Source organism: Streptomyces sp. NPDC097107, from assembly GCF_044762405.1.
Classification (GTDB): Bacteria; Actinomycetota; Actinomycetes; order Streptomycetales; family Streptomycetaceae; genus Streptomyces; species Streptomyces thinghirensis.
Genome location: NZ_JBIWEF010000014.1, coordinates 110,671 through 126,575, shown reverse-complemented (window position 1 = coordinate 126,575; position 15,905 = coordinate 110,671). Strand labels below are relative to the sequence as shown.

Annotated in this window: 19 protein-coding genes and 1 pseudogene; 9 read left to right on the top strand and 11 right to left on the bottom strand. The window is 68.3% G+C overall.

The features are described from left to right. Positions 1–116 precede the first annotated feature (116 nt). Together ACIQ1J_RS29670 and ACIQ1J_RS29665 are read right to left on the bottom strand one after the other, a co-directional pair. Positions 117–1,001 (bottom strand): hypothetical protein, encoded by an 885-nt coding sequence (locus ACIQ1J_RS29670; protein ID WP_403561609.1) that lies wholly within the window; start codon positions 999–1,001, stop codon positions 117–119. 32 nt (positions 1,002–1,033) lie between these two features. After that, positions 1,034–1,459, bottom strand: a complete 426-nt coding sequence (locus ACIQ1J_RS29665) for an ATP-binding protein (protein ID WP_403561607.1) — start codon at positions 1,457–1,459, stop codon at positions 1,034–1,036. A gap of 225 nt (positions 1,460–1,684) precedes the next feature. Here ACIQ1J_RS29665 and ACIQ1J_RS29660 point away from each other — a divergent pair, with 225 nt between their 5' ends. From ACIQ1J_RS29660 to ACIQ1J_RS29635, 6 genes are all read left to right on the top strand, one after another. Beyond that, positions 1,685–2,536: a helix-turn-helix domain-containing protein gene (locus tag ACIQ1J_RS29660; RefSeq protein ID WP_403561605.1), complete on the top strand. Its 852-nt coding sequence runs from the start codon at positions 1,685–1,687 to the stop codon at positions 2,534–2,536. A 10-nt stretch (positions 2,537–2,546) separates the two neighbouring features. Next, complete coding sequence (locus ACIQ1J_RS29655) at positions 2,547–2,738, top strand: DUF397 domain-containing protein (protein ID WP_403561603.1); 192 nt, start codon at positions 2,547–2,549, stop codon at positions 2,736–2,738. A gap of 137 nt (positions 2,739–2,875) precedes the next feature. Further along, entirely contained in the window at positions 2,876–4,402 is a 1,527-nt protein-coding gene (locus tag ACIQ1J_RS29650) for a putative T7SS-secreted protein (protein ID WP_403561601.1), read from the top strand. A gap of 3 nt (positions 4,403–4,405) precedes the next feature. Continuing rightward, a complete protein-coding gene (locus ACIQ1J_RS29645; protein WP_403561599.1) occupies positions 4,406–4,780 on the top strand; it encodes a hypothetical protein in 375 nt (124 codons plus the stop codon). A gap of 44 nt (positions 4,781–4,824) precedes the next feature. After that, positions 4,825–5,472 (top strand): hypothetical protein, encoded by a 648-nt coding sequence (locus ACIQ1J_RS29640; protein ID WP_403561597.1) that lies wholly within the window; start codon positions 4,825–4,827, stop codon positions 5,470–5,472. Between the two features lie 38 nt (positions 5,473–5,510). Beyond that, positions 5,511–5,846 carry a hypothetical protein gene (locus tag ACIQ1J_RS29635; RefSeq protein WP_121748557.1) on the top strand — a complete coding sequence of 112 codons (336 nt, stop codon included), beginning with the start codon at positions 5,511–5,513 and terminating at the stop codon, positions 5,844–5,846. A 799-nt stretch (positions 5,847–6,645) separates the two neighbouring features. Here the strand turns inward: ACIQ1J_RS29635 and ACIQ1J_RS29630 are convergent. From ACIQ1J_RS29630 to ACIQ1J_RS29590, 9 genes are all read right to left on the bottom strand, one after another. After that, complete coding sequence (locus tag ACIQ1J_RS29630) at positions 6,646–7,107, bottom strand: TadE/TadG family type IV pilus assembly protein (protein WP_403561595.1); 462 nt, start codon at positions 7,105–7,107, stop codon at positions 6,646–6,648. Continuing rightward, positions 7,104–7,574 (bottom strand): TadE/TadG family type IV pilus assembly protein, encoded by a 471-nt coding sequence (locus ACIQ1J_RS29625; RefSeq protein WP_403561593.1) that lies wholly within the window; start codon positions 7,572–7,574, stop codon positions 7,104–7,106. Before ACIQ1J_RS29625 ends, ACIQ1J_RS29630 begins: the two co-directional genes overlap by 4 nt. After that, positions 7,575–8,036, bottom strand: coding sequence for a TadE family protein (locus ACIQ1J_RS29620; RefSeq protein WP_403561591.1), 462 nt, complete (start codon positions 8,034–8,036; stop codon positions 7,575–7,577). It abuts the gene before it with no gap. Between the two features lie 41 nt (positions 8,037–8,077). Continuing rightward, entirely contained in the window at positions 8,078–8,329 is a 252-nt protein-coding gene (locus tag ACIQ1J_RS29615) for a hypothetical protein (protein ID WP_210958046.1), read from the bottom strand. Between the two features lie 89 nt (positions 8,330–8,418). Next, the gene (locus tag ACIQ1J_RS29610; RefSeq protein ID WP_403561589.1) at positions 8,419–9,339 is read right to left on the bottom strand and encodes a type II secretion system F family protein; all 921 of its coding nucleotides are present in this window, start codon (positions 9,337–9,339) and stop codon (positions 8,419–8,421) included. Then, positions 9,336–10,382: a type II secretion system F family protein gene (locus tag ACIQ1J_RS29605; RefSeq protein ID WP_403561587.1), complete on the bottom strand. Its 1,047-nt coding sequence runs from the start codon at positions 10,380–10,382 to the stop codon at positions 9,336–9,338. Before ACIQ1J_RS29605 ends, ACIQ1J_RS29610 begins: the two co-directional genes overlap by 4 nt. Positions 10,383–10,387: 5 nt before the next feature. Continuing rightward, entirely contained in the window at positions 10,388–11,695 is a 1,308-nt protein-coding gene (locus ACIQ1J_RS29600; RefSeq protein WP_210958049.1) for a CpaF family protein, read from the bottom strand. After that, positions 11,692–12,549 carry a hypothetical protein gene (locus tag ACIQ1J_RS29595; RefSeq protein WP_403561585.1) on the bottom strand — a complete coding sequence of 286 codons (858 nt, stop codon included), beginning with the start codon at positions 12,547–12,549 and terminating at the stop codon, positions 11,692–11,694. The genes ACIQ1J_RS29600 and ACIQ1J_RS29595 overlap by 4 nt, the downstream gene beginning before the upstream one ends. A gap of 17 nt (positions 12,550–12,566) precedes the next feature. Continuing rightward, positions 12,567–13,283 (bottom strand): hypothetical protein, encoded by a 717-nt coding sequence (locus tag ACIQ1J_RS29590; RefSeq protein ID WP_403561583.1) that lies wholly within the window; start codon positions 13,281–13,283, stop codon positions 12,567–12,569. Positions 13,284–13,910: 627 nt separating this feature from the next. On the opposite strand from ACIQ1J_RS29590, the gene ACIQ1J_RS29585 reads away from it, so the two are divergent. From ACIQ1J_RS29585 to ACIQ1J_RS29575, 3 genes and pseudogenes are all read left to right on the top strand, one after another. Beyond that, positions 13,911–14,660: a hypothetical protein gene (locus ACIQ1J_RS29585; protein ID WP_403561581.1), complete on the top strand. Its 750-nt coding sequence runs from the start codon at positions 13,911–13,913 to the stop codon at positions 14,658–14,660. Between the two features lie 364 nt (positions 14,661–15,024). Further along, positions 15,025–15,577 (top strand): annotated as a pseudogene (locus ACIQ1J_RS29580) (hypothetical protein); the annotation flags it as partial. Positions 15,578–15,598: 21 nt separating this feature from the next. Then, on the top strand, positions 15,599–15,904 hold the full coding sequence (locus ACIQ1J_RS29575; RefSeq protein WP_403561579.1) for a hypothetical protein: 306 nt from the start codon (positions 15,599–15,601) through the stop codon (positions 15,902–15,904). The last annotated feature ends 1 nt before the right edge of the window (position 15,905 follow it).

The window sequence follows — 15,905 nt, the reverse complement described above, 5'->3', positions numbered from 1 at the left end:
CGCCCGCTGAGCCCAGACTTGAGCTGATCCGGGAGCCTTCGACCCGGCCCTCCTGACGAACCCTCTCGGCCACCGGGTTGCGACAGAAGTGCCGGATCTCTCGTGGCGTCTCAGTCCTACCCCTCCGTGAACAGATCCTCCGCACGCATGACGTGGATAGCCCGCCGGGACCACATCTTGAGCTGCTTCAGATCGGAGCAGGAAAGCACCCGCTCCCGGACTGCGTCGGACACCGGAATGTTCCGCCACTCCAGAATCTCCAGCGTGGTCTCGGAGCGGTCCTCGGCCCGTCCCTCATCACGTCCCTCCTCACGGACCTTCTCGGCCACCGAACTGTTGAAGAAGTAGCGGACCTCCGACATCAGTTCCCTCCAGATCTCCTTGGCCTGGGAATCACCCAGGCACGATTCGATGAGCTGCCCGAACACCGCCGCACTCTCGGCGTCGACAGTCCGCAGAGCGAAAGCCAACGGTTCCAGTATGGCGGCGGCCTTGGTGCCCCGCCCATGCGTCATGGCCGACAGGACGGCAAGTGGAACGTCCCTTTCGGCCTCCCGCTCATTCGCGATCACCGGCACGTTGTCCGGGCCGATCACCAGCGGTCGCACCGTCATCGAGTGCCAGCCGGGCAGGCCCCGCCGAATGGGCTGCGCCGCCCAGCGCGCCGTCGCGCTGTTCTGCGTGATCACGACGAGCACCGGCTCCCAGCCGTACTTCGCGTACAAGTACGACAGGTAGTACGGCCAGCTCCCGCGCTTGCCCTCGTCCCTTTTCCCCTGCGCCTCGACGACGATGAGGTACGTGCCTTCGTCCGTATCCACCCGCATCAGCGTGTCCACACGCCGTTCGACGGGCTCGATCTCGGTGACATCGGCGTTCAGGACCGCGAAGTCACGCGGTTCCGGGAACGGAACGCGCAGCACGCTCTGGAACGCCCGCGTCAGCAGCGCCGGGTCCTTCTGAAAGTCCCAGTGCAGCGCCTCGTGCGAAGAACTGACCATCAGCCCTCCTTCCTGTACGACGAGATAACGCCCTATGCCGCGACAAGGTCACACCACACGTACTTGCCCCGGTTCCCGCCCCTGGCCAGCGGCTGCCACCCCCACACGTCCGCGCACGCCCGCACGAGCGCGAGCCCCCGCCCCTCCTCCGCATCGACGAGCGCCTCCATCCTCCCCGGCGGCTCGGGCGGTTCCGGGTCGGCGTCCCACGCCCCGATCCGCAGCACGCCGGCCGCCCACCGCACCCGGAGCGCGGCGGGGCCTTTGGTGTGCCGTACGGCATTGGAGACCAGCTCGGTCGCGAGCAACTCGGCGGTGTCCACGAGGCGGATGAGGCCGTGCATCGTGAGGATCAACCGGAGGGTGCGGCGGCAGACGGTGACGGCGCGCAGGTCGTTCGGGATGTAGAGGGTGTACTCCCAGGGGGCGGACGGGTCGGGCGACTGGGTTTCGGGCATGGGTGAACTCCGTTCCGAGAGGAGGATGTTGGCCGGTGGCTTCGCCACAACCGTCGCGACAATGACGGCGCAGTGCACTTCCGTGCACTTCCGCACCAGACACAGCGCACTGTGTGCACTGCGTCACTGACGGTAGAGCAAAAATTTTTGCCCGCGCAAGCCGTTGCCCTAATCTGACCCCGTAAGCAGTACAACGCCAGATGAGTTGAGGTCCGGAGGGGACACGTGGCGCCAAGGAGCCGACCGACGGCGCGGCAGGTACGTCTGGGTACGGAGTTGCGCAGGTTGCGGGAAGCCGCTGGGCTCAGGGCCCGCGAGGTGGCGGGGCTGCTCAGCTCCACTTCGGCCCAGATGAGCCAGGTCGAGGCCGGCTTCGCGGGAGCGAGTGAAGAGCGCGTGCGCAGGTTGGCCGCTCACTACGCCTGCGCCGACGAGGCCTTGGTCGATGCTTTGGTAGCCATGGCCACCGACCGGACACAAGGCTGGTGGGAGGAGTTCCGCGGCGTCCTTCCCCCAGTGTTCCTGGACGTGGCCGAGCTGGAACATCATGCGACGTTCCTGCACGAAGTCGTGATCACCCACGTGCCGGGACTACTGCAGACCCCGGACTACGCCCGCGCCGTCTTCGGCTACATGGTTCCGGAGTTGCCCGACAGCGAGTTGACTCCGCGTGTCGAGCACCGGATGAGACGCCGGGCAGTCATCGACCGTGATCTGCCGGTCCCGTACGAAACGATCGTCCACGAAGCCGCGCTGCGCATCCGCGTAGGCGACCGCCGGGTGACCCTCACCCAGCTCCGGAGGATCCTGGACGAGATGGAGAGGGAACACGTCACGGTACGGGTCGTCCCCTTCGAAACCGACCATTTCGCCGGCGCCGGCGCCGCGATGATGCATGTGGGCGGCCCCCTCCCGCGCCTGGACACCGTGCTCCGCGACTCCCCCAGCGGCACGGCTTTCCTGGATGCCGAATCCCAACTGGAGCGCTTCCGAACGCTCTTCCGTAAGGTGGAGAAAGCGGCACTCGACCCCACCCGGACGCGGGACTTCATCCACCACTTGGCGAAGGAATTGTGAGGCGAGAAGCGTGACCGGACCCAAGCGCTGGCAGAAGTCCTCCTACTCGGAGGGGGGCGACGGCAACACCTGCGTGGAGGTCGCGCCTCTGCGAACCCGCGTCGCCATACGCGACTCGAAGGACCCGTCCAAGGGCATGGTGACCGTCCCGGTCGGATCCTTCACCGCCCTCGTCCAGAGCCTCAAGACGGTCTCCATCTGACCTGATCCCGCCCCACCCAGCACACGGTGCGACAGCACCTGCGATAAGTTCGTACGCGCGTTCCAAGCGGTAGGCATCGCACGTGTACGGGGGAGAGCACGGTGTCGCAGAGGCCGGCGGACTGGCATGTACTGGACTTGGAGAAGGATCCGACGCCGGGCAACCCGGACCGCATTCGCACACTCGCCGGCACCCTGCACGACTTCGCCGACGACGTGTCCGACGTCCTGCGCGACCTCAAGGGCATCGCCAAGGAGGAGGAGATCCTCTCCTGGGCGGGCAAGACGGCGGACGTGTTCGCCGAGGAGTTCGAGGACGCCCCGAAGAAGCTGCGCAGGCTGAAGAAGTCGTACGACCTGGCCGGAGACGCGCTGGCCACCTTCTGGCCCGATCTACAAGACGCACAGGAGAAGGCCGACAAGGCGCTGCGTGACGGCCGCAAGGCCCGTGAGGAACTCACCACCGCGCAGACGGCGTTGTCGGGAGCCAACGACTGGGTCCGCACCGCGACCGAGAAGGTGGACTCCTACGACCCCGCCAAGAACGGCGGCAAAGACGTCCCGAAACCGGATGAGGCCGACGTCCGCCGCGCCACCCGCGACGCCCAGCACGCGAACGCCCGCCAGGCCGCGGCCGAACGGAACGTCGAAAGCGCGCAGAGCGCCCTGGACGCTGCGAAGAAGCTGGCCGGTCAGGCGAAGGGCCTCCGTGAGGAGGCGGCCCGGCGGACGGTGACCAAGCTCAAGGAGGCCTCCGACGCCGGTATCCCGAACCGGCACTGGTGGGAGGAGATCGGCGACTGGGTCTCCGACCACTGGGACGAGATCGCCACCATCTGCAAGTGGGTCGTGGCCATCGCCGGGATCATCGTGATGATCGTCGGTGGACCGCTGGGGTGGTTGGTCTTCGCGGCGGCGCTTGTGGTGATGGCTGACACCATACGAAAAGTCATCAAAGGTGAAGCGGGTTGGGGCGACCTCCTGTGGGCGGCGCTGGACTGCATACCGGCGACCAAAGGCTTCACGAGCCTCGCGAAGCTCGGAAAGCTGTGGAAGGCCGGAGGGCTGAAAGCTCTCGGCGCCGGTTTCATGGGCGGCATCGGTGGCGGCCTCAAAGGGATCGCCAACGGTCTCCGCTCAGGATCAGCCAGTATCGTATCGATCGTCAAAGGACTTCCAGGTCGGGGAAAGAAGCCACTTTCTTTCCAGGTGCAGTCCTTCAAGGACGGCCGCCCCGGCATGCTGGTATTCAAACCGGGCGATCCTCTACTCAAGAGTATGAACCGCGTGAAAAACGACGGTACATTCGATGTAGGAATCCATGGAGCACCGACTTCGGTAGGTTACCAGGTAAAAGATGGAGCTGCCCATCTGGCCGATAACTGGCACAACTTCAATCACCGAGAGATGGCTTCACTCATACGGACACACGGATGGAACGGAGAACCTGTTAGACTCCTTTCCTGCCAGACCGGTATGAAATCCGACGGATTCGCACAGAACTTGGCAAATACTCTCGGCGTGAAAGTCGAGGCCCCCAACGATTTCCTCTGGGTTTGGCCTCACGGCAGGACGGCCGTGGCACCCTTCAATGATGCCGGAACATACATGCATCCGACCGTTCGCGGCGCATTCGAAACATTTCATCCCAATGGAGGCGCATAGCACATGCCCAAGCTCCCCGTACCTCACCGCATCGGCGAGGCCCAAGTCGAGGCCGACTTCTCGCCCGGGACACTCGACGAGGAACTAGCCAATCGCCTTTCCAGTTTCCTTGAGGAAGCGGAGCCCGTGTTGTTCTCACCGGGCACCGTTCCCGACCCATTCTCCGAATCTTCGGACATGCACGTGCGTGTTGGGATCATGACTGATGGAACGTGGGTCTGGCAGCTCGCATGGTCGGACTATGTCAAATACCATCGAGTAGCGCCGCCACGCGAACTTGTCGAACATGCGGCTTCACTCGACTTCACTGCCCCAGAAGTCAGCGTTGAAGAAGCGTTGGCTGTCGCGAAAGCCGAGGGACTTCCCTTGCCTGAATAGCGCGGTCTAACATGGGCACCGAATCAGGTTGGGAAATGTGAATTATGAGCGAGAAAAACTCGGCAGTCTCTGGGCATCACGACGCTCTATTCGGTGTATCGATCTCCGTTCCTGAGTCGTGGTGGGAGTTCGATGTCCGCTCCGAGGGCCGCGAGGGAGCCATCCGCTCCGTCGTGAACGAGCGGATCCGGCATGTGCCTGAGCTGGCGCCGTACCGGGCAGAGATATCGGCCATGCTTCGCAGGATGGCCAAGGACGCCCACGACTCCGGTGCCCTCTACCTCGGCTGCATGGCCGAGAACTTCGACGGCGTTCCGCTCTCCGCGACCGTCACCGTGTCCGTCCTCGGCGCCCAAAACAAGCAGGGCATCGCCCTCTCCACCGACCCCCGGGCCATCGCCGGGAGCTTGCGCACGATCACCCCGAGCCGCGAGGGCGACGCCTGGCGCAAGGTCACGACCGTTGACGTTCCCGAAGTGGGCACGGCCGCGCGGACGTACGGCGTCGAGGACGTGCCCGTCGCTCAGGGCGACAGTCGTACCCTGCGTATGGTGCTGACGCAGACGTACATCCCCGTACCGGGAACCACCGACCAGGTCGTGCTCGTCTCGGGGGCCAGCCCGGTGTTGGACCTCGCCGAGGCGTTCCACGACATCTTCGATGCCGTGACCGGCACCTTCCGATTCGTCTGAACCGACCCGACCCGAGCCTGCAGAGAGGACTCCGCGCCATGGGCAAGAGCGACCTCGCACTGCCGCTGACCGAGCTGGAGGACTACGGGCGTCGGCTGCGCTCCCTCAAGACGCGGCTGAACCACACCAAGAAGCTCTTCGAGTCGTACAAGGACGACATCGGCGACGGCAGCGTCAACGACGCCCTCGGCGACTTCGAGTCCAACTGGGAGGACGGCCGCGAGGACATCACCCAGCAGCTCGACGCCCTCGGTGACATGTCGGACGCCGTCGTCCGGGAGTTCAAGAAGCTCGACGACGAGCTGACGAAGCAGGTCAACGAGGCCGTGAAGACGGAGGACAAGCGGGGCGGCAAGGGTGGCGGCGGCACGTGACGTGACGGTGTCGGCCCATGTCGCGACCGCGATACCGCACCGGCCCGAGTCCTCCTGCCGGAGCACGGGCAGATGACACCGCAGATGACACAGGACGAGTACCGCGACCGGATGCGGCGACTCCACCCCAAGCGGGCCACGCCCCGCGCCCCGCACCGTCTCAGCGGGCGGCTCACCCGCCGGGTCCCCGTCCTGCCACGCGCCGCCGTGCTGTGCGCCGCGTGCGCGGTGCCTCCCGCGGCGGCACGGACACCCCAGTACCAGGACGGGAAGACACCACCCGGCCCGAGCACCGTGCCCCTGCCGCCCGAGGCCACCAGCGGATCGCTTCTGTCCCTCACCACTCGCAGGGGGATGTCCGCCGCCTTGAGCAGGCCGGTCACACCCGAGCGGCTGAGGAGCTGCTCGCCCCGGACGGACCGCTTGGGCAGCACGGGCGACTCGGGCAGCCAGTCCTTGACGTCGAACCGGCCGCGTTGTCCTTCAATACGGCATCGGTCTTGGCGTCCCCAGTGGTCTCGGGAGCGAATACCAGGGTGTCGCCCTCTGGCAGGCTGACGTGCGGTCGATCGATGCCGTCATCAGTCGCCGTAGGTGTAGGCGACGCCGAAGCACCCGTATCAGCCCCCGCGATCTTGTCCTTCCCTGAGTCCTCACTGTCCGAGCCGCCGCAGCCGGTCAGCAGCAGCGCCACCGCTGTCGTCAGGGCGGCTGCGGCTGCCGTCGTACGTGTGCGCATGGGAGTGGTACCTCCGTTGGCGGGGGGATGGGGAGCGGGCGGAGGCGGGGTGGCGTCGGGTCAGCCCACCTCGTTCTCCGCCACCGCCTGCCCGTGGACGACGACGTCGCCGCCGTAGAACATTCCCGTGAAGACCGGGGAGTAGGTGAGCCGGACCTCGACCTGCACCTGCTCGGCGTCGGCCGTCACGCAGTGCGTCGCGGCGATGTCCTGGCCGGCCATGTCCATCTCCGCGGCGAAGGCCTTGACCCTCGCGTCGCAGTTCTCGTAGTTGATGGGGGCGGGGCCGCCCACGTCGTCGTAGAGGGCCTCGCGGTCGATGTCCTGGGCGGCATAGCGGGCGGCCTGTTCGGCGATGTCCGCGGCGCGTTCGCGCTTGGAGATGGACATGCCCCCGTCGATGACGAAGGCGGAGAGGGCGAGGAAGACGAGGGCGAAGATGATGACCGCGCCGGCGCCCGAGCCGCGGTCGTCCAGCCGGGCGCGCCGGTCCGTGAGCCACGCGCGTACGAGGGATCTCACGCCGTCCTCCGGTACGGGTCCAGCGGGGAGCTGAAGCTCGCCGAGAGGGTCGTCGGGATGTTGAGGCCGAGCGAGGCCAGGCCCCGTACCTCGCAGCTCACCTCGACCGTGAAGAGGGTGTCGGGTTCGAAGCCGGCGCTCTTCTGGACGACGGAGACCGGGCCGGAGCAGACATCCGCCAGGTTGGACTCGGCCGCCCTCCTCGCCTCCGCGATCGCCGTGCCGTGGTCCTTCTGGATCGAGCCCGCGCGTGCCGCGTCCCGGGCCGCGCCGTCGAGGGCGCCGCGGCCTTCGACCAGCTGGCCGAAGGCCACCAGGACGAGGATGAAGAGGATCATCACGGGGGCCAGGATCACCACCTCGATGGTGGACAGGCCCCGGTCGCCGGCCTCGGCCTGTCGCACGCTGGAAGTGACGCGGGAGCTGATGCGAGAGGTGGCGCGGGAGGTGGCGCGGGAGAGGTCCATCTAGTTCTCCCCCTCCTGCACGAACCGCTCCACCGGTCCCATCGACTGCGCGTGCACCGTCAGGTCCAGGCCCGGGAACACCGTCGGGATACGGGCCGTGATCTCCACGCCGACCGTGTCCTGTTCCGGCTGGAGCATGGTCACGTCCGGCGCCACCACGAGCTGCGGGCCGAGTTGGCGGATGTAGCTGTCCACGACGTCCCGCGCCTCGCCCCGCCACGCGCCGGGCTGGTCGTGCGCCGTCGCGCGGGCCTTGCGCGCGCCCGCCTGGGCGGCGGCCTGGGCGACGTGGTCCGCGAAGAAGTACAAACCGAACTGCACCGTCGCGAAGATCATGAAGAACAGGATCGGCGTGAGGAACACGAACTCGATAGCGGTCATGCCGGAATCGCCGCGGGTGGCCGCCGCTTCACGTGCGGCCTCCACCCTGCGGCGCACCCGCCTGAGCACGTCTGCCGGCATCCCCGTGTACCCCGTACGTCCGAATCCGAGTCCGAGTCCGATCAGCAGGTGCTGCTCGCGTCGGCGCCTTCGATGCACTCGCCGACCTTAGTGGCGCCCTTGTCCAGCGCCTGGCTGATGATGGCGGCCACCACCCCGACGATCGCCACGACGACCGCCGAGATGATGACCCACTCGACCGCGGACGCGCCGCGGTCCAGCTCGCCGGAGCGGGCACGCTCCACGCGGCCCTGCAGGAAGGTGACCAGGAAGTCCACGGCCGGGATGCCGGTGCGGAAGTTCCGTCCGTTCATGGTGGGTTCTGTCCTCTCGTATCAGTTCTGGGAGCGAAGCGGCTCGGAGCTGCTGAGGCGACGCTGAGAAAGCTGCGTCGAAGCCTGCGTCACACCTGAAACACCCGCATCGCCGCCGGATAGATCAGGAACACCAGGAACCCGGCGCACAGCAGGAGCTGGGCCACGAGCATCGACTGGGACTTCTCTCCCGCGCTGCCCTCGATCTCGGCGAGTTCGCGATGCCGCATGGTCTCGGCGCGGGAGGCGAGGGACTCGCGGACCTTGGCTCCGTCGTCGGCCACCAGGGCGAGCGAGGCGGAGAGGTCCTTGAGCTCCTCGATGCCGAGGTCCTCGCCCAGCTGACCCAGTGCCTGCCACTGGCTGATGCCCGTGATGCGGGCGTCGGACAGGGCGTTGCGGATGCGGTGGGTCGCCCAGCCGTCCGACACCTCCGCCGCCGCCATCAGGGCCTCGGGCAGGCCCCGTCCGCCGGCCAGGCTCATGGACACCAGGTCCAGGTACGCGCCGATCACTCGCCGCAGGTCACGGCGCTTGTCGGCGGCGTCCCGGCGTACCTCCAGGTCGGGGAGGAAGAAGAAGAGCGCCGCGCAGAGCAGGGCCAGCCAGACCGGGATGACCGGGCTGTCGCCGAAGCCCAGCTGCCAGACGATGGCGAACAGGAACGGACCGAAGAACAGACCACCCGCGGCCAGCAGCGCCTTCGTCGCCAGGAACTTCTCCCAGCTGCGGTCCAGCACCGCCAGATCCGCGCGCAGCGACCGCAGTTCCCAGCCCTGCTGCAGGTACAACTCGGCGACGCGTGCGCCGACCTGGGCACGCAGCGAGCCGAGGCGGCTGGTGTCCTTCGCGACGCGGGTCGACTCGTACGCCGCTCCCCGTGCCCGCATCGCGTCGATCCGCGCGACCTGCTGGACCGGGCTCCGCCTGCTCGGCATCAGGGCACGGACCAGGGCGTAGACGCCCAGGCCGAGGACGGCGCCGACCAGTACCGGCATTGTCAGGTTCATCGTCGTACCCCCTCGTCCCCAGACGCCTGCGACGGCTGGGACGGTTGCGGCAGCCGCTGCGCGGGCTGGGACGGCTGACCCGGATGGCTCGGCTGACCCGGTGTGCGGGGGCGTACGAACTGCACGTCGGAGCCGTCCCGGACCAGGAAGCGGTCGGGCGTCTCGATGGTCGACAGCTTGCGCATCCACCAGAAGCCCAGCGCGAACAGGCCGCACACGCAGGCCAGTACGAGCTGGCCCACGGGCGAGCCGTACGGCTCGACGAAGTCCCGGTTGAAGATGGACAGGCCGAGGACGAAGAGGACCGACACCGCCACGACGATCTGGACGGAGCGGCGGGTCGAGGCGCGCTGGGCCAGCACGCGCTGGCGCATGTCGACCTCCTCGCGCGCCGACTTGGCGAGCGCGCCGAGCACCTGGCGCAGACCCGGACCGCGCAGCCGCGCGTTGAGGATCAGCGCGGCGACGATGATGTCGGCGGAAGCGTCGTCGATCTCGTCGGCGAGGTGCTGGAGCGCCTCGGGCAGCGGCGTGCGGGAGCGCAGCCGGTCGACCAGGGCGTCCAGGTGCGGGCGCAGGACCGGGGCGGCGGCGCGGGCCGAGGCCGGGATGGCCTGCTCCAGGCCGACCGCGCCCGCGATGGTGTCGCGCAGCGACTCCGTCCAGGAGGCGAGGGCCTCCACCCGCTTCATGGCGGCGCGTTCCTCGGCGGCGCCGCCGAAGAGGCGGTCCCAGAAGAAGACGAGGATGCCGGCCGCGATGCCCAGCACCGCCCAACGGGTGAGGAGCAGGACGACGAGACCGACGATGGCCGCCAGGGAGCCGCGCCGGCCCGCCCAGCGGATCAGTTCGTTGGCCCGCTCGCTGGCCTGGCGCTTCTCGTGCTCGGGCTTGGCGGGCAGTCCGCGTACGGCGACCAGGAGGAGGGCGAGTCCGCCGCCGACGGCGACGCCGCAGCCGAGCGCGTACAGGACGGTGGTGGAGAACAGGCCGCCCATGGAGCTGAGCGAGTCCAGCGCGGCCAGGGTCGTGGGCTTCGTCATCTCCCTCACCCCCACGTTCCGTTGGGCCGGTAGCCGTAGGCGATGAGTTCCTCCAGGCAGGCTATGGGGGCGTGCGGTACGACCCGGCCGTCGGGCGTCTCCGCGAAGACCTCGCTGGACAGCACGCGGCCGTCGACGCCGTTCACCTCGCGGACCGAGGTGACCACGCGCTGGAGCCGACCGCCGCTCTGGAAGTTGTTGCGCCGCTGGATGAAGACGACGAAGTTGACGGCGCCGGCCACCAGCATCTGGCTGGCCTCGATCGGCAGCCGTTCCGTGGCCTGGAGGGCGTACGTGGAGATGCGGTTGAAGACCTCGTGCGAGCTGTTGGCGTGGATCGTGGACAGCGAGCCGTCGTTGCCCTGTGACATCGCGTTCAGCATGGTGACGATCTCGTCGCCGAGCACCTCGCCGACGATGACGCGGGAGGGGTTCATACGGAGGGAACGGCGGACCAGTTCCGCCATGCTGATCGTGCCCTGGCCCTCGGAGTTGGGCAGCCGCTCCTCGAACGCCACCACGTTGGGGTGGAGGTCGGGGAAGGTGTCGAGGCCGAGCTCCAGGGCTCGCTCGACCGTGATGAGCCGCTCCTGCGGGGGGATCTCGTTGGCGAGGGCGCGCAGCAGCGTCGTCTTGCCGGCGTTCGTGGCGCCCGCGATCATGATGTTCTTGCGGGCGCGGACCGCGCAGGCCAGGAAGTGGCCGAGCTCGGGGGCGAGGGTGCCGTTGCCGACCAGGTCGGAGATGAAGACCTTGCCCATGCGCGCGCGGCGGATGGACAGCGCCGGGCGACGGGCGACGTCCATGACCGCCGACAGACGCGAACCGTCCGGCAGCCGGAGGTCCAGCTGCGGGTTGGCGGAGTCGAAGGGGCGGGACGACAGACCCGAGTAGGCGCCGAGGATCTGGATCAGCTCGATGAGTTCCTCGTCGGTCTCGGCGACCGGTTCGCCGCGCTCCTCGCGTCCGTCGGAGTAGCCGACGAAGACGTGGTCGCAGCCGTTGATGTCGATGTTCTCGACCTCGGGGTCGTCGAGGAGCGGCTGGAGCCGCCCGACGCCGAACAGCGCGGCGTGCACGGCTGCGGCGTACTGCTCCTCCGTCTCCGCGTCCAGCGGCGTACGACCGGCGTTGATCTCGGCGCGGGCGTACTCCTCCAGGATCTGCGCGATGACGGCGCGCGCGTACTGCCGCTCGTCCTCGGTGGACATCGGCGTGACGCCGCTGACCTGGTCCTGGCGGCGCTGCTCGGAGATGCGGTCGCCGGCGTCCTGCCGGAACCGCTTGACCAACGAGTGGTCGACAGCGGTCATCGGCCGGCCCCCGCGTGGCCGGCCATGCCGGTGCCGGCGGGTCCGGTGGGCGCGGACCAGGCGGCGCCGAACTGCTGGTACAGGTCCGAGGTGACCTTGCGGGCGGAGCGGATGAGCAGCGACTTCTCCAGCCGCCCGCGCCTGCGTCCGGCCAGCTGGTCGGCGCCGGCCGGGTCGTCGGCGATCGTGCCGACCACGCGGGCGCCGGTCTGGGCGTGCACGAGCATGTCGTTGACCTGGCCCGAGAGCTTGGCGGCGTGGTTCGTGTCGGCGACGAGCACGACGCCGATCATCGGCATGCCGAGGCTCGCGGCGCCCCGCGGGCCGCCGTGCAGCTTGTTGGAGAGGGCGGCGGCGCGGTCGCGGACGCGGGCGATGGCCTCCGGCTCGGTACGGGAGATGAGGAGTACGAGCGCGGCGTGCGGGAACAGTTCCGCGGCCGGGGTGTCCCCGCTGACGCGGCCGCAGTCGGCGATGACGTCGGCGGGCGCGTTCGGGGAGTCGGCGAGGGAGGCGAAGGCCCGGCCGAGGGTGGGCCACAGGCCCGCGAGACCGGCGGCCTGCTCGGAGTTGCCGAGGCCGACGAGGACTTCGAGGCCGCCGCTGAGCGGCTGCACGTGGTCCCAGAGCTGGTCGGGCACGAGACCGCGCCGCGCGGTGGCGGCGATCGACAGCATGCCGGTGTTGGGGTTGAGCGGACCGCCGTGCGCGGCTGCCGACCGGTACACCAGGTCGCCGCCCGCCGGGTCGGTCTCGGCGAGCAGGACGCGGCGCGGCCAGACCGCCGCGAGGGCGACGGCCGCAGTGGTGACGCCGGGGGAACCCTTGTCGGCGGCGAGGGCGATGAGGGCCATGGCTGCGGGGCCGCCTTCTACTTGCCGGGGACGCGTACGACGGCGACCTCGCCGGCGGCGGCCGCCGAGGCGAGAGCGGCGGCGTCGCCTTCGTCGACGAGAACGGTGACGGCCTTGTTGCCGGTGGTGACGGTGGAGTCGCCTTCGCCCTTGACGGCGGTCACGCGGGCATCGGTGACGATGGCCCCACCCGAGGCGGAGGACGACGCGTCGTTGTCGGAGGAGTCGGAGGAACCGGAGTTGTTCGCGCCGGTGCGGTAGGCGGCGACGGTGTCACCCGACTTGATGCCCGTCGGGTACTGGCCCTCCTTGAGGGCGAGACCCACGGACGCCTTGCCTGCGGGAAGCGCCTCCCCCTCGGCGAACATCTGCCCCATCACGACCGTGTCCTTGTAGATCGTGGACTTGGCCTTCAGGTCCTTGAGTGCCTCAACTTTCGTCCACTCGACGTAGTTGATGCTGTCGTCGGCCGCGACCATGACGAATGTGGCGTTGTCGCCGATGGACTCGCCGGCCTGGATGTCCGCCGTCACCTTGACGACCTCGACCCGGTCCCCGACCCGCAGCACCAGCATCGTCGCGCCCAGCGCACCCAGCAGGATCAGCAGCACCGCCAGCGCGGCCAGCGCCGGCTTGCGCTCGCGAGGAGGGCTGGGAAGCCGGTCACCGACCGACGGCTGAACCGGAGCCGCGGAACGTCCCGCGCCCACCCCCGTACGCTCCTGGATCTTCACGCAACCGCTCCCCGTACAACCAAGAAAAACCGACTGTCACGCACTGCCCAAGTACGCGGAATGACGTGCGAATTCAGACACTTCACCCGCGTCTGCCTGACCGGTGACGTCCAGGGACATCCCCTGACGCACCTGTCCGACCTGGGCGAATACCGAACGCTGAAGGCGAGTGTCAAGCCATCGCACCGTACCAGCAGCACATAAGCCCCTCAAGGCGCGCCCGCCCTGCGACGCACCGCCCCGCCACCATTACCCGTCTGCAACTTCACACAGCAGTAGCCCCCTTGAGCACCGCCTCGCGACCAGGCAACTCGACTGTGCGCTCGCGAATCAGAAACCGATACACCGAGACACCCTGCGGGTGCCGTTCGTCACGGCGCGGCCATGATGCCTGCACGATTCACTCACGAGAGAGCCCGCGGGTGACCGGAGCCCCCATGCCATGATCCTCGCTCGGATCTTCGCTCGGCTCAGTGACCCGGAGCAGCACGAGGACAACACGAGGACAACACGAGGGGCGAGCTCGGGCCTCTGAACTGCCACCGCCCGGACCCGGACAGTTCCTGGCCGTCCCCCTCTCCCCCACACATCGGCCGTCCCCTTCTCCCCCACGCATCGAGGAACCCCATGAACCGACCCACCACGGCAGCCCTCTCCGCCCTCTCCCTGCTCTCCCTCGTTGCGCTCACCGCCTGCGGCGGGGACTCCGGCTCCGGTCCGGACGCGGACAAGCCGGCGGCGACCGCGTCGCAGGAACAGCGGGAACAGCAGGAGAAGCAGGCGACGCCGGAGGAGCGGCTGAAGCAGCTCGCCATCACACAGACGGACGCCCCCGGCGACAGGAAGGTCACTGAGCCCGACGACGAGTTCGTGTTCGCCAAGTCCGCGAAGGAGGTCACGGCGGACAAGCCCGCCTGCGCCCCGCCGGCCCTGGCCATGAACCAACTCCCCCTCGGCGAACCCCAGGCCGACCTCACGCGCGTCGTCGACAGCGGTGGCGCGAACATCGGCGCGTTCACGTACGTGACGCTCACAGCGTACGAGTCCGGCGGCGCCCAGTCCGCGATGTCCGGTCTGTCGAAGGCGGTGGACGCCTGCGGTGGCGGCTTCACGGCCAAGTCCGGCGAGAACACGAGCGCGTACGACTCGGCGACCGTCGAGAATCCCGTGGCGACGGCCGGCGACCAGTCCCTCGGCTTCCGCTCCACGCTGACGTTCCGCGGCGTCACCCACACCGTGCACACCCAGGCCGTGCGCAGTGACGACGTCCTCGCCGTGTACTTCTCGGTCGACGGCAGCGCCATCGCCAACGCCAGGCCGAGCGACGCGAAGCTGCCGACGGCGGTGGTGGAGGCGCAGAACGGAAAGCTGGGGTGAGGGAGCGGGCGGTTTCGCGGCAGCGGAGCCGACCCCAGAGGTGCCGCTGGCGAGCAAGAGGGGAGCGGGGACACGGGACCGGTAGACGAGGGCTCGGCAGTAGAGCCAACCCGGGAGCCCCGCCCTGCCGTACGAGCCCAAGTGGACTCCGGACGAGTTCGCCGACGAGTTCCGCGAGCGCTGGGACATACCCCATGCCAGTGGAGTGGGTGAGGCGTACCGGCTCTCGCAGGACCACTACATCAACGGTGAGCCATACGAGGACTTCAACAAGAAGGAGGCGGGGAAAGGAATCTGGTGGGACTCGGTTCGGGACGAGAAGCGCGCCGAAGCGGGCGACCCGGCGGCCTTCGCCTGCGACACCCAGACGTTCTGGGTCGAGAACGGGGAAGCGCCGAACGTCGAGAACGCCGTCACTCCGGAGATCCTCGCCCAACTCGCCTACGCCAGGATCAAGGTCCCCGACACCGCCGTCACCCTCGCCCCGGCGGACGCGACCAAGGTCAACCTGCCCACCTGGGCCTGGCTGGACAAGGCGGAGTTCGACGAGGTGTCGGTCACGGCGTCGCTCGACGTCGGCGGCGTGAACATCCAGGCCACCACCACCGCCACCCCCGTCTCGCTCAAGCTGGAGCCGGGCACACCGGACGCCGAGACCTACCCCGCCTCCGGCGAGTGCACGATCAACGACGACGGTTCGATCGGGGAGCCGTACGCCAAGGGCAAGGCCGACCAGAACCCGCCCTGCGGTCAAGTACCTCCGCTCCTCCGGAGACGGTGCCTTCAAGCTCCAGGCCACGGTCACCTGGGAGGTCGCCTGGACCGGCAGCGGCGGCGCGGGCGGCGACCTGCCCGACGGGACCTTCGGCAACGACCAAGAGGTCGTCGTCCAGGAAATTCAGTCGATCAACCGCTGACCAGGTTAGGAGCAGGCATCCATGTCGTTCTTGAAGTTCTTCGCCGACGATGTGAAGGAGATGGCCCGCACCCTTGAGAACAGCGGTGGCCGTATGAAGGACGCGTCGAAGGAGATGTCACGCGCCGACTCGAGTCAGGTCGGCCACTCCGGGCTCCAGTCCGCATGTGACGACTTCGCCGGTTCCTGTGACTACGGCTTCGGCCAACTGTCGAAGTTGACCAAGGGCGTCTCGAAGTTCGCCAACAAGGCCTTCGACGAATTCCTCAAAATGGACCAGACGCTCTACGACGAGCTGAAGAAGTCCGGGGCCAAGAACAAGAAGTGAC

Bases quoted from the DNA above. Each gene is read 5' to 3' on its own strand.
- ACIQ1J_RS29670 (WP_403561609.1), bottom strand. From the start codon at position 1,001: ATGGTCAGTTCTTCGCACGAGGCGCTGCACTGGGACTTTCAGAAGGAC.
- ACIQ1J_RS29665 (WP_403561607.1), bottom strand. From the start codon at position 1,459: ATGCCCGAAACCCAGTCGCCCGACCCGTCCGCCCCCTGGGAGTACACC.
- ACIQ1J_RS29645 (WP_403561599.1), top strand. From the start codon at position 4,406: ATGCCCAAGCTCCCCGTACCTCACCGCATCGGCGAGGCCCAAGTCGAG.
- ACIQ1J_RS29640 (WP_403561597.1), top strand. From the start codon at position 4,825: ATGAGCGAGAAAAACTCGGCAGTCTCTGGGCATCACGACGCTCTATTC.
- ACIQ1J_RS29635 (WP_121748557.1), top strand. From the start codon at position 5,511: ATGGGCAAGAGCGACCTCGCACTGCCGCTGACCGAGCTGGAGGACTAC.
- ACIQ1J_RS29625 (WP_403561593.1), bottom strand. From the start codon at position 7,574: ATGGACCTCTCCCGCGCCACCTCCCGCGCCACCTCTCGCATCAGCTCC.
- ACIQ1J_RS29620 (WP_403561591.1), bottom strand. From the start codon at position 8,036: ATGCCGGCAGACGTGCTCAGGCGGGTGCGCCGCAGGGTGGAGGCCGCA.
- ACIQ1J_RS29615 (WP_210958046.1), bottom strand. From the start codon at position 8,329: ATGAACGGACGGAACTTCCGCACCGGCATCCCGGCCGTGGACTTCCTG.
- ACIQ1J_RS29610 (WP_403561589.1), bottom strand. From the start codon at position 9,339: ATGAACCTGACAATGCCGGTACTGGTCGGCGCCGTCCTCGGCCTGGGC.
- ACIQ1J_RS29605 (WP_403561587.1), bottom strand. From the start codon at position 10,382: ATGACGAAGCCCACGACCCTGGCCGCGCTGGACTCGCTCAGCTCCATG.
- ACIQ1J_RS29600 (WP_210958049.1), bottom strand. From the start codon at position 11,695: ATGACCGCTGTCGACCACTCGTTGGTCAAGCGGTTCCGGCAGGACGCC.
- ACIQ1J_RS29595 (WP_403561585.1), bottom strand. From the start codon at position 12,549: ATGGCCCTCATCGCCCTCGCCGCCGACAAGGGTTCCCCCGGCGTCACC.
- ACIQ1J_RS29585 (WP_403561581.1), top strand. From the start codon at position 13,911: ATGAACCGACCCACCACGGCAGCCCTCTCCGCCCTCTCCCTGCTCTCC.
- ACIQ1J_RS29575 (WP_403561579.1), top strand. From the start codon at position 15,599: ATGTCGTTCTTGAAGTTCTTCGCCGACGATGTGAAGGAGATGGCCCGC.